The 13,888-nt window shown below is 66.0% G+C and carries 12 protein-coding genes; 8 read left to right on the top strand and 4 right to left on the bottom strand.

Annotated elements, in window-relative coordinates:
- Positions 1-31 precede the first annotated feature (31 nt).
- The 3 genes from ACTG4K_RS14205 to ACTG4K_RS14195 are packed head-to-tail and all read left to right on the top strand — an operon-like array spanning position 32 to position 2,615.
- Positions 32-1,204 carry a DUF4382 domain-containing protein gene (locus ACTG4K_RS14205; protein WP_439114860.1) on the top strand — a complete coding sequence of 391 codons (1,173 nt, stop codon included), beginning with the start codon at positions 32-34 and terminating at the stop codon, positions 1,202-1,204.
- Positions 1,205-1,217: 13 nt separating this feature from the next.
- The gene (locus tag ACTG4K_RS14200) at positions 1,218-1,742 is read left to right on the top strand and encodes a hypothetical protein (protein ID WP_439114859.1); all 525 of its coding nucleotides are present in this window, start codon (positions 1,218-1,220) and stop codon (positions 1,740-1,742) included.
- A gap of 54 nt (positions 1,743-1,796) precedes the next feature.
- Positions 1,797-2,615 (top strand): MipA/OmpV family protein, encoded by an 819-nt coding sequence (locus ACTG4K_RS14195; RefSeq protein ID WP_439114858.1) that lies wholly within the window; start codon positions 1,797-1,799, stop codon positions 2,613-2,615.
- Positions 2,616-2,652: 37 nt separating this feature from the next.
- Here ACTG4K_RS14195 and uvrA read toward each other — a convergent pair whose 3' ends face one another.
- Positions 2,653-5,667 (bottom strand): excinuclease ABC subunit UvrA, encoded by a 3,015-nt coding sequence (gene uvrA / locus ACTG4K_RS14190; RefSeq protein ID WP_439114883.1) that lies wholly within the window; start codon positions 5,665-5,667, stop codon positions 2,653-2,655.
- Positions 5,668-6,002: 335 nt separating this feature from the next.
- Here uvrA and ACTG4K_RS14185 point away from each other — a divergent pair, with 335 nt between their 5' ends.
- The gene (locus tag ACTG4K_RS14185) at positions 6,003-7,217 is read left to right on the top strand and encodes an MFS transporter (RefSeq protein WP_439114882.1); all 1,215 of its coding nucleotides are present in this window, start codon (positions 6,003-6,005) and stop codon (positions 7,215-7,217) included.
- Positions 7,218-7,350: 133 nt separating this feature from the next.
- On the opposite strand, the gene ACTG4K_RS14180 is transcribed toward ACTG4K_RS14185, so the two are convergent.
- On the bottom strand, positions 7,351-8,679 hold the full coding sequence (locus tag ACTG4K_RS14180) for a chloride channel protein (protein ID WP_439114857.1): 1,329 nt from the start codon (positions 8,677-8,679) through the stop codon (positions 7,351-7,353).
- 146 nt (positions 8,680-8,825) lie between these two features.
- On the opposite strand from ACTG4K_RS14180, the gene ssb reads away from it, so the two are divergent.
- From ssb to ACTG4K_RS14165, 3 genes are all read left to right on the top strand, one after another.
- Positions 8,826-9,320, top strand: a complete 495-nt coding sequence (ssb, locus tag ACTG4K_RS14175; protein WP_439114856.1) for a single-stranded DNA-binding protein — start codon at positions 8,826-8,828, stop codon at positions 9,318-9,320.
- 212 nt (positions 9,321-9,532) lie between these two features.
- Positions 9,533-9,889 (top strand): HPF/RaiA family ribosome-associated protein, encoded by a 357-nt coding sequence (locus tag ACTG4K_RS14170; protein ID WP_439114855.1) that lies wholly within the window; start codon positions 9,533-9,535, stop codon positions 9,887-9,889.
- Positions 9,890-10,173: 284 nt separating this feature from the next.
- The gene (locus tag ACTG4K_RS14165) at positions 10,174-11,517 is read left to right on the top strand and encodes a DUF3422 family protein (protein WP_439114854.1); all 1,344 of its coding nucleotides are present in this window, start codon (positions 10,174-10,176) and stop codon (positions 11,515-11,517) included.
- Between the two features lie 33 nt (positions 11,518-11,550).
- On the opposite strand, the gene mnmA is transcribed toward ACTG4K_RS14165, so the two are convergent.
- The gene (gene mnmA / locus ACTG4K_RS14160) at positions 11,551-12,669 is read right to left on the bottom strand and encodes a tRNA 2-thiouridine(34) synthase MnmA (RefSeq protein ID WP_439114853.1); all 1,119 of its coding nucleotides are present in this window, start codon (positions 12,667-12,669) and stop codon (positions 11,551-11,553) included.
- Between the two features lie 47 nt (positions 12,670-12,716).
- Between mnmA and arfB the strand changes: the two genes are divergently transcribed.
- On the top strand, positions 12,717-13,130 hold the full coding sequence (gene arfB / locus ACTG4K_RS14155) for an alternative ribosome rescue aminoacyl-tRNA hydrolase ArfB (protein ID WP_439114852.1): 414 nt from the start codon (positions 12,717-12,719) through the stop codon (positions 13,128-13,130).
- A gap of 8 nt (positions 13,131-13,138) precedes the next feature.
- On the opposite strand, the gene ACTG4K_RS14150 is transcribed toward arfB, so the two are convergent.
- Complete coding sequence (locus ACTG4K_RS14150) at positions 13,139-13,624, bottom strand: NUDIX hydrolase (protein WP_439114851.1); 486 nt, start codon at positions 13,622-13,624, stop codon at positions 13,139-13,141.
- Between the last annotated feature and the right edge of the window lie 264 nt (positions 13,625-13,888).

Genomic DNA, 13,888 nt, shown 5'->3' with positions numbered 1-13,888 from the left:
GCGGCTTGCTTGGCTTTCAGGAGACATTTCCATGAACATTTTGACCCGGTTTCGCCTGTTGTTTGCCATGCTGCTGCTCGGCGTGTTGGCCGCCTGCGGCGGCGGCGGGGGGGAGGCTTCTGGCAGCGGTACGCTGCGCCTGGCCCTGACCGACGCACCGTCTTGCGGCTACGACGAAGTCAACGTGACGGTTGAGCGTGTGCGGGTGCACCAGAGCTCGACCGCCGCCGAGCGCGACGGCGGTTGGGTCGACCTGGTGCAAAACCCACCCCAACGGGTGGACCTGCTCACCCTCACCAACGGTTTGTTGATGGAGCTGGGGCAGACGCGCCTGACCGCCGGCACCTACCGCCAGTTGAGCCTGGTGCTGGCCGACAACACGGTGGTCAACCCGATGGCCAATTCGGTGGTGCCCACGGGCGGCACGGAGATGGCGCTGACAACACCCAGTGCGCAGCAGTCCGGCTTGAAGATTCGCGTCAATATCGACGTGGCCACCGACCAACTGGCCGACGTGGTGCTCGACTTCGATGCCTGCCAATCGGTGGTGAAAGCCGGGGGCTCGGGCCAGTTCCTGCTCAAGCCGGTCATCACCGCTTTCCCGCGCACCACCACCGCTGTCACCGGGGAAGTGGCAGCTTCGCTGGCCAACGGCAGCACCACGGTGGCGCTGCAGCAAGGCGGCGTCACCCTGCGTTCCACCACCCCTTCGCCCTCGGGCTATTTCCTGCTGCAGCCGGTGCTGCCGGGGACCTATACCCTGGTGCTGACCGCGCCCGGGCGTGCTGTCGCGGTGGTGAGCGACGTGGCGGTGGCTGAGGGCAATATCGTGCGTATCCAGCCCGCAGCCAGCCCGCTGGACCCCACCCCCTCAACCGGAAGCGGTACGCTCACCGGCACCGTGACCACGGCGCTGTCGCCGGTAGACGCTTCGGTACGCGTGCTGCAGCCCTTGCCTTCGGCGGTGGTCGAGCTGATCAAACACCCGGTCGACGGCGACACCGGCCAGTACCGCTACCGCCTGTCCACTGCTGCGCCAGAGCTGGCGGTGCACGCGGGTGGCGCGGCGCTGGCGTTTGCCCCGGTCGGTGCGGCGGCCGGCCCCTTCACGCTGGAAGCCACCGCCGCTGGCCAGACCCAAGCCGCAGAAGCGGTGGTTCTGGGCAATGATGCGACCGTGACCACCAACTTTGTTTTCCCTTGAAAAAACCCGCAGCGTGACCTCTGTTGACTGTTCCTCGCGTGCTGCACGCCGTGCCCTGGGCCTGGGTGTTTTGCTCGCCTCGCTGGCTTTTTCTGTCGCCGCTGAAAAGCCGGAATGGGCTGGCAAGCCGGGCAAGGCCGGCAAGCCAGACACCCAGCGCCAGGTGAGCGACGCACCGCGCCTGGCCGCCTCGTCGTCGGGCATTGCCGTCCAGGTCCAGATCGGGGACTACTTTGGCGAGCCCCAGCGCCAGGCGGTGCGCGACTACTACCAGCCGCGTTTCAAGGCCGGCAAGTGCCCACCCGGGCTGGCCAAAAAAGGCAACGGTTGTCAGCCGCCCGGGCAGGCCAAGAAGTGGCGCGTGGGCCGGCCACTGCCGTCCGACGTGGTGTACCACTCCCTGCCCAGCGGCATTTCGGTGCAGATCGGTTTGCCCCCCGCAGGCCACAAATACGTGCGCGTGGCGGCCGATATCCTGCTCATCGCCATTGGCACCGGCATGGTGATCGACGCCATTGAAGACCTGAACGGTCTCTAAAGCAGCGGCGGGCGCTGGGTACCTTCCGGGGTGCCCGGCCCGTATCATGTGGCCATGCCCCACACCCGCTTCACCCCTTGCTTGCTGGTGGCCCTGTGGGCCGGCGCCTCGGCGCAGGCCGCTGAGCCCGTGACGCTGGAAGCCAGCCGCGACTACTTGGTTGGCGCTTCCCTGGCGTCATCGGCTGACCACATCGGCGAGACCGACCAGCGCCTGAGCCTGCGGCCCTTGTGGGCGTTTCAGCTCGGGCGCTTCCGCTTTGCCTCGGGGCGCGCCAGCAGCCTGCTCAGCGTGGGCCGCGAAACGGTGGACCCCGGCCTCAGCACCGTGCTGACGACGACCAACGGCTGGCGCCTCAGCACCTCGTTGAGGTTTGACGAAGGCCGAAAGTCCGGCACCGACCCGCTGCTGGCGGGTCTGCCCGATGTGCGCGACACCCTGCGCGGGCGGGCCTCCGCCAGCTTGGCCCTGGGGCAGCGCTGGAGTTGGTCCGTCAGCGGCTCGCAAGACCTGCTGGGCCGCGACGGCGGCTTCTACATCAACACCGGGCTGAACTACCGCTACCCCGTGTCCGACCAAACCTACTGGGACCTAGGCCTGGGCGCCGTGTGGGGCACCGACCTGTACCGCCAAACCCACTACGGCATAGCGCCCGAAGCGGCGCTGGCCACCGGCCGCGCACCGTACACCTTGGGCGCCGGTTGGGAACGCGTTTCGCTCGGCTGGAGCATGACCACCGCCCTGAACCGGCGCTGGGTCGCGTTTGGCGGCCTGAGCCTGTCGCAGCTGCAAGGCGCCGCTGCGCTCAGCCCGCTGGTGGGCCGCAAAGCCGTGTACGGCGCCACCGTGGGCCTGGCTTACCGCAACAACTGAAACAGCACCTGGCTGCAAGCCGGACCTGGCGCCTGCTCTATGTGAGCAAGCGCGCCAAATACCGCCCGGTGTAGCTGCCCTCGTGCGATGCAATGTCTTCCGGCGTGCCTTGTGCCAGCACCGTGCCGCCGCCACTGCCGCCCTCGGGGCCCATGTCGATCAGCCAGTCGGCGGTCTTGATCACGTCCAGGTTGTGCTCGATCACCACGATGGTGTTGCCCGCATCGCGCAGCTGGTGCAGCACCTTCAGCAGCAATTCGATGTCGGCAAAGTGCAGGCCGGTGGTGGGCTCGTCCAATATGTAGAGCGTGCGGCCGGTGTCGCGTTTGCTCAGCTCCAGCGCCAGCTTCACGCGCTGCGCCTCGCCGCCGCTGAGTGTGGTGGCGCTCTGGCCCAGCTGGATGTAGGTCAGGCCCACGTCCATCAGGGTTTGCAGCTTGCGGTGCAGCGTGGGCACGGCGCCAAAGAAGGCGTGGGCTTGCTCCACCGTCATGTCCAGAATCTGGGCGATGTTTTTGCCCTTGTACTGCACGTCCAGCGTTTCGCGGTTGTACCGCTTGCCGTGGCAGACCTCGCAGGGCACGTACACGTCGGGCAAAAAGTGCATTTCCACTTTGACCACACCGTCGCCCTGGCAGGCTTCGCAGCGGCCACCAGCCACGTTGAAACTGAAGCGGCCCGGCCCGTAGCCACGTTCGCGGGCGGTGGGCACCTCGGCCATCAGCTCGCGGATGCCGGTGAACAGCCCCGTGTAGGTGGCCGGGTTGCTGCGCGGCGTGCGGCCGATCGGGCTTTGGTCGACGTTGATGACCTTGTCGAAATGCTCAATGCCTTCAATGGCTTCGTGCGCAGCGGGTTCTTCGTGCGAGCGGTACAGCGTGCGCGAGACGGCCGCAAAGAGCGTGTCGTTCACCAGCGTGGACTTGCCCGAGCCCGACACGCCGGTGACGCAGGTGAGCAGGCCCACCGGAAAGGCCACGCTCACCCCTTTGAGGTTGTGCCCGGTGGCGTTGATCACGCGAATTTCTTGCAGCTCGCCCAGCGAGGCGATGTGTGCGGCCTCGCGCGCGCTGCGGCGCTCGGCCGCTGGGCTCATGGGGAAGCGCGATTTGACGGGTGCCGCCGCCGCCTTGCTTTTGACCACTGGCAGCCAGGCGGTGCGCTGGTGCGGCACCGCAATGGCGCGCGCTCCGCTGAGGTACTGGCCGGTGAGCGAGCCGGGCGTGGCCATCACCTCGGCGCAGGTGCCCTGGGCCATCACACGCCCGCCGTGCACGCCGGCGCCTGGGCCCATGTCGATCACATGGTCGGCGGCGTGCATCATGTCTTCGTCGTGTTCCACCACCAGCACGGTATTGCCCAGGTCGCGCAGGTGCTGCAGGGTGGCAATCAGGCGGTCGTTGTCGCGCTGGTGCAGGCCAATGCTGGGCTCGTCCAGCACGTACATCACACCCGTCAGGCCGCTGCCAATCTGGCTCGCCAGGCGGATGCGCTGGGCCTCGCCGCCGCTGAGCGTGTCGGCGCTGCGGTCCAGGCTCAGGTAGTTCAGGCCCACGTCGTTCAAAAATTTCAGCCGCTGCCGAATCTCATTGATCACGCGCGCTGCAATGTCGCCCTTGGCGCCGGGCAAGTGCAGCTTTTGAAAATACGCCAGCGATTCACCCAGCGTGATGTGGCTGATTTTGTAGATGGGTTGCTTGAGCTCGCCCTCGCCCACAAACACGTGGCGCGCTTCCTTGCGCAAGCGTGAGCCGCTGCAGTCGGGGCAGGGCTGGGTGGCGCGGTAGCGCGCCAGTTCTTCGCGCACGGCGGGGCTGTCGGTTTCGCGGTAGCGCCGCTCAAAGTTGCGGATGATGCCTTCGAACGGGTGTTTTTTGCTGATCTTTTTGCCTGCGCGTTCGCCCGATTCCAGCGCGTAGCTGAACTTGATTTCTTCCTCACCCGAGCCGTACAGCAGCACCTGCTGTACCGCTTCTGGCAGGCTCTCCCAGGCCGCCTCGGCATCAAAGCCGTAGTGCGCAGCCAGGCTCTCGATCATGGCGAAGTAGTAGCCGTTGCGCCGGTCCCAGCCCTTGATGGCGCCACTGGCCAGGCTCAGCGTGGGGAAGGCCACCACGCGGGTCGGGTCAAACACCTCGGTGTGGCCCAGGCCGTCGCAGGTGGGGCAGGCGCCCATGGGCGAGTTGAAGGAAAACAGGCGCGGCTCCAGCTCGCCCACGGTGTAGCTGCACACCGGGCAGGCGAACTTGGCCGAGAAGCCGTGCTCAGCGCCGCCGTCCATTTCCAGCGCAATGGCCTTGCCGTCGGCCAGGCGCAGTGCCGCTTCAAAACTCTCGGCCAGCCTTTGCCTCTGTGGATTGGCGCCCTCTTCTTCCAATGAACGCACCTTGATGCGGTCGATCACCACGTCGATGTTGTGCTTTTCGGTCTTCTTCAGCGCGGGCAGGGCTTCAGCTTCCACCACCGCCCCGTTGAGCCGAAAGCGCACATAGCCCTGCGCCTGCATGTCGGCGAACAGCTCAACGAACTCGCCCTTCTTCTCGCGCGCCACCGGCGCCAGAATCATCAGCCGCGTGCCTTCGGGCAGGGCCAGCACCGTGTCCACCATCTGCGCCACACTTTGCGCCGCCAGCGGCAGCTCGTGTTCGGGGCAGTGCGGCGTGCCGGCGCGGGCATACAAGAGGCGCAGGTAGTCGTGGATTTCGGTCACCGTGCCCACGGTGGAGCGCGGGTTGTGGCTGGTGGCCTTTTGCTCAATGGCAATGGCGGGCGACAGGCCTTCGATCAGGTCCACATCGGGCTTGTCCATGAGCTGCAAAAACTGCCGCGCGTAGGCGCTCAGGCTTTCCACATAGCGGCGCTGGCCTTCGGCGTACAGCGTGTCAAACGCCAGGCTGGACTTGCCCGAGCCCGACAAGCCCGTGATCACCACCAGCGCGTGCTTGGGGATGTCGAGGTCGATGTTTTTCAGGTTGTGCGTGCGCGCACCGCGCACCGACAACAGCGCCGCCGTGCGCAGGGCCGCCGCCTGGGCTGGCGTGGGTGGTGGCAGCGGGTCTGAGAGCGAAGGGAGCAAGGTGGGGTTCAAGGCAGGGCACCAGGGCGGGTTCTGGCGTCAAAAAGGCAACCCGACATGATAAGGCGCCATGCGGGTTTGCGCCGGGTAGCTGCCTGGCGGAGGTCCCGCATTTCAGGGGCCGGCCATGGGGTTGGTGCGCAGCACCCCGCTGGGGCCGTGCCGCCTTGGCGCACAATATTGGTTTTGCCAAACACCCCCCGGTATGGCGCAGGCATGGCCTGTGCACCGCCGGCCTCCACACCGTGTCGCTCTCGCCTGCCGCCTCCTCACCCGCATCCCCTGCCCCGGCCGATGACGCAGCCACCCGCATGACGGGGGCCGAGCGGCGGGCCAGCGCTTCGTTGGCGGCCATTTTTGCGCTGCGTATGTTGGGGCTGTTTCTGGTGTTGCCGGTGTTTGCGCTGGAAGCCGCGCGCCTGCCCGGTGGTGACGACGCCGCCCGCGTGGGCCTGGCGATGGGCATGTACGGCCTCACGCAAGCGTTTTTGCAGATCCCGTTTGGTTTGGCGTCTGACCGTTTCGGGCGCAAGCCCACCATCGTGGCCGGCCTGTTGCTGTTTGCCCTGGGCAGCGGCATCGCGGCCTGGGCGCCCGACCTCACCTGGCTGACCATTGGACGTGCTGTTCAAGGCGCCGGCGCCATTTCAGCGGCCGTCACCGCGTTCCTGGCCGACGTGACACGCGACGGCGTGCGCACCAAGGCCATGGCCATGGTGGGCGCCAGCATTGCGCTCATGTTTGCACTGTCGCTGGTGTTGGCGCCGCTGCTGGCGGCGGCCATTGGCCTGGCCGGCATTTTTGCGCTCACAGCTGCGCTGGCGCTGGCCGGCATGGCGGTGGTGATCTGGGTGGCGCCGCCCGAGCCGCTGGTGCACAAGCCGTCCGACATGCGCCAGGTGCGCAGCGGGCTGGGCGAGGCGCTGCGCCATGCCGGTTTGCTGCGGCTGAACCTGGGCGTGTTTGTGCTGCATGCCGTGCAACTGGCCATGTGGATGGCGGTGCCCGCGCTGCTGGTGCAGGCCGGGCTGTCCAAGGCAGACCACTGGCAGGTTTACCTGCCCGCCGTGGTGGCTTCGCTGGTGGTCATGGGGGGCGTGCTGTTCCCCATGGAACGGCGTGGCAAATTGCGCGGTGTATTTCTGGCGGCCATCGGCTTGATTGCGCTGGTGCAACTGGGTCTGTGGTGGGTGGCCTCGCGCAGTGGCGTGAGCAGCGCCGCACCCGGCCTGTGGACGCTGGGTTTGCTGATGTTTGTGTTCTTCATAGGCTTCAACACCCTGGAAGCCAGCCAGCCCAGCCTGGCCTCGCGCCTGGCACCGGTGCACGCCCGCGGGGCCGCGCTGGGGGTTTACAACACGCTGCAGTCGGTCGGTTTCTTCGTGGGCGGTGCGGTGGGTGGCTGGCTGGCCAGCGCGCACGGCGCCACCGGTTTGTTTGCCGTGTGCGGTGCCGCCATGCTGGTGTGGCTGGTGCTGGCTTGGCCCATGCGGGTGCCCGTCGCTGCCGGCCCAACGCGACACTGACTCGGACCACACCCAAGCGTATCGCGCCCACCGGCGCGCCATGCCGACAACCTGAGCACCCGTGGAACCGGCTTCGCCGGGCCGACCCCCTGCGGGGAGAGGCTGCCCAGCAGCGCAGGGGGGGGCTGTCTACCTACAGCCTGCGCATCATCAGCAACGACATGGTGCTGTACAGCGGTCGGCTGATCATGCGTGAGAGCAGGCTGGCCAGCAGCGCGCAGGCCATCAGGCTCAGCACCATGCTGTGGCCGTCGGTCATTTCCATCACGATGATCATGGCGGTGATGGGCGTTTGCGTCACCGCCGCCAGAAAGCCACACATGCCCAGCGCAATCAGGGCTGCGCCGTGGGGCGAATTCAGCAGCCAGGCGACGTCGGCACCCAGGCCCGCACCAATGGACAAACTGGGGCCGAAAATACCGCCAGGCACACCGGCCCACGCGGACAGCCATGAGGCCACAAACTTCAAGCCGGTGAACAGCAGCGGCTGGTGGGTCTGAGCGGCGGCGCCTGCAGCCGCTTGGTCCAGCAGCGCGTGCGTGTGCTGGTGTCCCACGCCCACGGCGGTGCCGTCGCTCACCACCGCGATCACCGCCACGGCGAAACCGCAGAGGGCCGCAAACGTGACTGGGCGCTTGCGCCGGTACGCACAAAACCGGTCGGGCAGGCCGGTGAACGAGGCCAGCATCAGCCGCGACAGCAAGCCACCCAGCAGCCCGCAGCCCACCGCCACCAGCGCACCGGGCGCCAGCAGGTTCCACCACGAGACCGAATCCGCTCGCACCCGGCCGAAATACGACAGGTTGCCAAACGCCGACACGGCCACCAGACCGGCCACCACAATGGCCGCCAACATGAGCCCGCTGCTGCGCTCTTGCAGCCGGCGCGACAGTTCTTCAATGGCAAACACAATGCCGCCCAGCGGCGTGTTGAACGCTGCTGCAATGCCTGCTGCGCCGCCGGCTACCATCAGTTCGCGGTCGCTGATGTCCGAGCGCGGCGACAGCCAGCGCCGGGCGTGCAGCATCACCCCGGCGGCCACCTGCACCGAAGGCCCCTGCCGCCCGATGGACAAGCCGGCCAGCAGCCCGCCCGACACTGCCAAAATTTTGGCGATGCTCAATTTGAGGGAGATAAAGCGTGAGCGCTCTTGCAAGGGCATTTCGGGCGCCAGCGCCGTCAGCAGTTGCGGCACGCCCGAGCCGGCCGCGCCGGGCGCCCAGCGCCGAATGGTCCAGACCACGGCTGCGGTGAGCAGCGGCGTCCACAGCAGTGGCGCCCACCAAGCGGCGCTGCGCAGGCTTTGGTACAGGCCAAACGCCGCGTCTGCCAGCAGGGTGAAACCCACCACCGCGAGGCCCGCCAGCACCGCGTAGGCCATCACGATGACCCGGTCCAGCCACTGCCGCCCGTCGCCCATTTCGGTGCGCAGGTTGTGCAGGAAGTCCGGTTCGCCTTTCATGGCTGCGAAGTGTAGGCGCTCATGGCGGGGCGGCGACAGTCGGCCGGTGGCGTATTGGGCGCCCGCGGTACTTGCGGCACAATGTCTGACCCAATGGCGGTCCGGGTTTCCCGGGCCGCCCGCATTTTTCTTCAGGGCAATACACCATGGCATCCGTCAATAAAGTCATTCTCGTCGGCAACTGCGGCCGCGATCCCGAAATCCGCTACCTGCCCTCGGGCGGTGCCGTCGCGAACGTCACGGTGGCCACCTCCAGCCGCCGCAAAGACAAAAACAGCGGTGAAATGATTGAAGACACCCAATGGCATCGGGTGACCTTCTTTGAACGCCTGGCCGAAATTGTGGGCGAGTACGTCAAGAAGGGCAGTCCAATCTATGTGGAGGGTCGTTTGCGCTACAGCACCTACATGGACAAAACCACGGGCGTTGAAAAAAATTCGGTGGAAATTGTCGCCACTGAAATGCAGTTGCTGGGCGGGCGTGAGGTCCGAGGTGGGGCTGAAGAGGGCGGTGGCGGTTATTCTCGCCCGGCTGCTGCGCCGCGCCAGGCCGCGCCAGCACCCCGTCCGCCGGCACCGGCACCGGCACCGGCCCGCCAGTCCAGCGGGTTTGATGACATGGACGACGACATTCCGTTCTGAATCGGAAGAAGGGCGCCTCGGCCAGGCTTTCAACCCCGCGAAGACGCGTTTGAAAACCCGGCCGGCTTCATGCTTGCGTTGTGCGGACACGCCAACGGCCCAGGTGCGGAACCTTCATGGGTGGTGCTGGTCCATCTGTGTGCGGTGCGTGGTTTCATCGACGCACCCTTTTCCCCCGGCGCTGGCACCGGACACCCCCAGAAAGGCAGAGCATGCAAGTTCAAGTCAATACCGACGATCACATCCACGGTGGCGAGTCCCTGGCCCAATGGGTCAACGACGAGGCCCTCAGCCGCCTGAGCCGGTTCCGCGACCAGATCACCCGCCTGGAGGTGTTCCTGACCGATCTGGATGGCAGCAAATCGGGCGTGAAGGACAAGCGCTGCCGCCTGGAAGCCCGCGTGGCCAACCGCCAACCGGTCAGCGTCACGGCCGACGGTGACAAGATGGCCGTCGCTTTCATGGACGCGGTGGACAAGCTCACCCGCGCTCTGGACACCGATTTGGGCCGGGTGAAGGACCGCAATGGTCGCGACACCATTCGCAACGCGGCCGAGCAGGGCGACTGAGTCACTGAGCGGCCGAGCGGCCTTCGCTCATGCCGCATCGGCCCGGGTCGTCCACAGGCGATGACCGAGCCGTTTTTTATCCGCGCCACCCGCATCCGGTTGCCCCGTCTGCTCTGACGTCTAGGCGGGCATTGCTCCCAAAAAACCAACGCTCGGAAACACCATGTGCGCTTTTGTGTAGGCCATGAGCGTGACTTGGTCAACAACCGCCCGGGCAGGCCGAAAAAATTTGTTGAATGCGTCGGGGGGGTGGACGCCAACGATCTGCCGGCACAATGTTGCCCATGGACCTGAACCCTGCTTCTGAAACCAGCCTGCTGCCCGACAACGACCCCCAGCGCGAGCTGCTGCACAACGAAGTGCACGCGCGCCCGTCAGCTCGCATCCGGCTGCCAGCCCTCATTGTGTTTGTGGCCGTGCTCAACGAAGGCGTGACGCGCGAGCAAGAGGGCGACCACCTGCGCCGCCTGCCGGGTCTGGCGCAGCTGCCGCAGGAGCGTTTGCAAGGCAATTTTCTGCGGCTGCGCTTTGAAGAACACACCCTCAAGTGGGAGCGCCACACCGAATTCACCCGCTATTCCATCGTGCAGGAACTGCCCGAGGGCGCCGGCCTGGGCAGCACCGATCCGGCGTTGCTGGACGGCTTGGTCACGCCGCCTGGCTGGCTGCGCGACATTCCTGGGCGCACGGTGGCGGCGATCAAGCTGGTGATGCTGCACGCCGACCTGCCCGAGCAAACGCCCGCAGCGCAGGCCGCGCTCATGGTGCCAGCACAGCAGTGGTTTGGCGACCGCACGGTGGTGGCCTCGCAGCTGGGAGGCGGGCATTCGTGGGCGCTGACCGACTTTGCCCTGCGCCCTTCGGGCTTTGAGCGCATGCTGGTGCTGGCGCCGCCAGGCACCACCGAAACCCGCGCTGGGCGCATTTCTCAGCGCTTGCTGGAACTGGAAACCTACCGACTCATGGCCCTGCGGGGCCTGCCGGTGGCCAAGGCGCTGTCGCCCATGCTGGCCGACGCCGAAGCCCAGTTGGCCACCATCACCGCACAGCTGGAAAACAAGTCCACCTCCGAGCAGGCGCTGCTGGACCAGCTGGTGTCGTTGGCGGCCAAGGTGGAGCGCGCCACCGCCGAAAACAACTACCGGTTTTCGGCCACGCGCGCCTACGACACGCTGGTCAGCCAGCGCATCAGCGAACTGCGCGAAAAGCCGATTCCGGGCACGCAGACGCTGGGTGAGTTCATGCAGCGCCGGCTGTCGCCCGCCATGGCGACTGTGGCCGCCACAGGGCAGCGCCTGGCCTCGCTGTCTGAGCGCGTGTCACGCACCAGCGCCTTGCTGCGCACGCGGGTGGACATCGTCACCGAAGCCCAGAACCAGCAGCTGCTGGAAAAGCTCACCAAAGGCCAAGCGTTGCAGCTGCGCTTGCAAAGCACGGTGGAAGGCCTGTCGATCGCGGCCATCTCGTACTACGTGGTGAGTCTGGTGTTGTACCTGGGCAAGGCGGGCAAGGCGGCGGGTTTGCCGCTCAATCCCGAAATGCTGGCGGGCGCCATGATTCCGCTGGTGCTGCTGGGTGTGTGGCGCACCACCAAGAAGATTCACGCCAAGCTGCACGCGCCGCACTGAGCCGCTGAACGGCAGACCACCGGCTGCAGCGGCTCAGGCGGCGCTGGCCGCGTCGGTGGTGATCACGCCGCCACCCAGACAAATCTCACCGTCGTACACCACGGCGCTTTGTCCTGGTGTCACGGCCCATTGCGGTTCGGTGAAGCGCAGCGCAAAACCGGTTTCGCTCTCGGCTTCAAACTGGCATGGCGCGTCGGCCTGGCGGTAGCGCGTCTTGGCGGCGAGGGTGCCAGACGCAGGCGCGTGGCCGGCGACCCAGCTCGCGTCTTGCGCGCGCAGCGCGGGGGAGAGCAGCCAGGGGTGGTCGTGGCCTTGCACCACCCACAGGGTATTTTTTTCCATGTCTTTGCGCGCCACAAACCAGGGCGCGTGCTCGTTGCCCCCTTTTTGCGCGCCCTTGGTTTTCACGCCACCAATGCCCAGACCCTGGCGCTGGCCCAGGGTGTAGAAGCTCAGCCCCACGTGCTGGCCCAGCACCCGACCGTTAACGTCTTTGATGGGGCCGGGTTCCTTGGCGATGTAGCGGTTCAAGAAGTCGCGGAACGGCCGCTCGCCAATGAAGCAAATGCCGGTGCTGTCTTTCTTTTTGGCGTTGGGCAGGCCGATTTCAGCGGCGATGCGGCGCACCTCGGTCTTGGGCAGTTCGCCCACCGGAAACAGCGTCTTGCTCAACTGCGCCTGGTTGAGTCGGTGCAAAAAGTAGCTCTGGTCTTTCAGGGGGTCCAGGCCCTTGAGCAGCTCAAACGCGCCGTTGCGCTCGCGCACCCGGGCGTAGTGGCCGGTGGCAATTTTCTCGGCGCCCAGGCGCATGGCGTGGTCCAGGAAGGCTTTGAACTTGATCTCAGCGTTGCACAAAATGTCGGGGTTGGGCGTGCGCCCGGCCGAATACTCGCGCAAAAACTCGGCGAACACGCGGTCTTTGTATTCGGCGGCAAAGTTGACGTGCTCAATCTCGATACCCAGCACGTCGGCCACGCTGGCCGCATCCACGAAGTCGATGTTGGACGAGCAAAACTCGCTGTTGTCGTCATCTTCCCAATTTTTCATGAAGATACCGATGACATCAAAGCCCTGCTGTTTGAGCAGGTACGCGCTCACCGCAGAGTCCACACCGCCGCTTAAACCCACCACCACACGCTGTTTGTTTGCCATGACGGTGATTATCTCTGCGGCTTCGCATATGCCGTAGGCTTCAGCCCATGACTGCACCCCGTTTCACCGTTGACGCCTCGGAAGTGGAATTCACCGCCATCCGCGCGCAAGGCGCGGGCGGGCAAAACGTGAACAAGGTGTCCAACGCAGTGCACCTGCGTTTTGCCATCCACGCCTCATCGTTGCCCGACGCCATCAAAGAGCGCCTGCTGGGCCTGAGCGACCAGCGCATCACCACCGAAGGCGTGGTGGTGATCAAGGCACAAACCAGCCGCAGCCTGGAGCAAAACAAGGCCGAAGCGCTGGAGCGGTTGCAGGCGCTGGTTGACAGCGTGACCACGCTGCCCAAGGCGCGCAAAGCGACCAAGCCCACTTTCGGCTCGAAGCAGCGCCGCCTGGCCGGCAAGGCCACGCGTTCGCAGGTGAAGCAGTTGCGCGGGCGCGTGTCGGGCGGCGACTGATGGGGGGCTTAGCGCGAGCCGGTTAGCACCGAAGCGTCGGTCGTCACCACCTCCAGCGGGTAGCGCCGGCCGGCCAGGTGGTCTTCCATGCACTGCAACACCAACGGGCTGCGGTGGCGCGCGGCGCTGGCGCGCAGCTCGTCGGGCGCCATCCAGAGGGTGCGCACGATGCCGTGGTCCAGCGGCCGTTCAGGCTCAAAGGCACCCAGTTCGCCGCAGAATGCGAAGCGCAGGTAGGTGATGTCCTCGCCGGTGGCTTCGCGCTGAAAACGCGACAGGTACACGCCCACCAGCGCGGTGGGCGTGAAACGGTGCGCGGTTTCTTCCAGCGCTTCGCGCGCCACGCCCTGGGCGGGGCTCTCGCCGGGGTCCAGGTGGCCGGCCGGGTTGTTGAGCCGCAGGCCCTCGGGGGTGTGTTCTTCCACCAACAGGTAGCGGCCGTCGCGTTCAATGATGGCGGCCACGGTGGCGCTGGGTTTCCAACGGGTGTTCATGACCGAATTATTGACCGGCGGCCAATCGCTGGGCTCAAGCCCGTGCCTGTTCCGGTCTTTGCAAAATATCAGCAATGACTTATAAACGGAAGACCCTTGTTTCAAAATGAGATTTCATGCCTTGACGCCGAAGATTTCAGGCCGCAGCGGGGAGGAACCCTGATCGGCTTCAGGCAGCTTTCAGTTAAGCTGCGCCAAACGACATACCAACCGCGCGAGTGAGGAGACATTTATGCTGATTAGCGCACCCGCCGAGACACCGGT

Origin of the sequence: Hydrogenophaga sp. (assembly GCF_965657535.1) — a bacterium.
Classification (GTDB): Bacteria; Pseudomonadota; Gammaproteobacteria; order Burkholderiales; family Burkholderiaceae_C; genus Hydrogenophaga.
The sequence above is the reverse complement of the archived record's forward strand: the minus strand, read 5'-3'. Positions and strand labels throughout refer to the sequence as shown.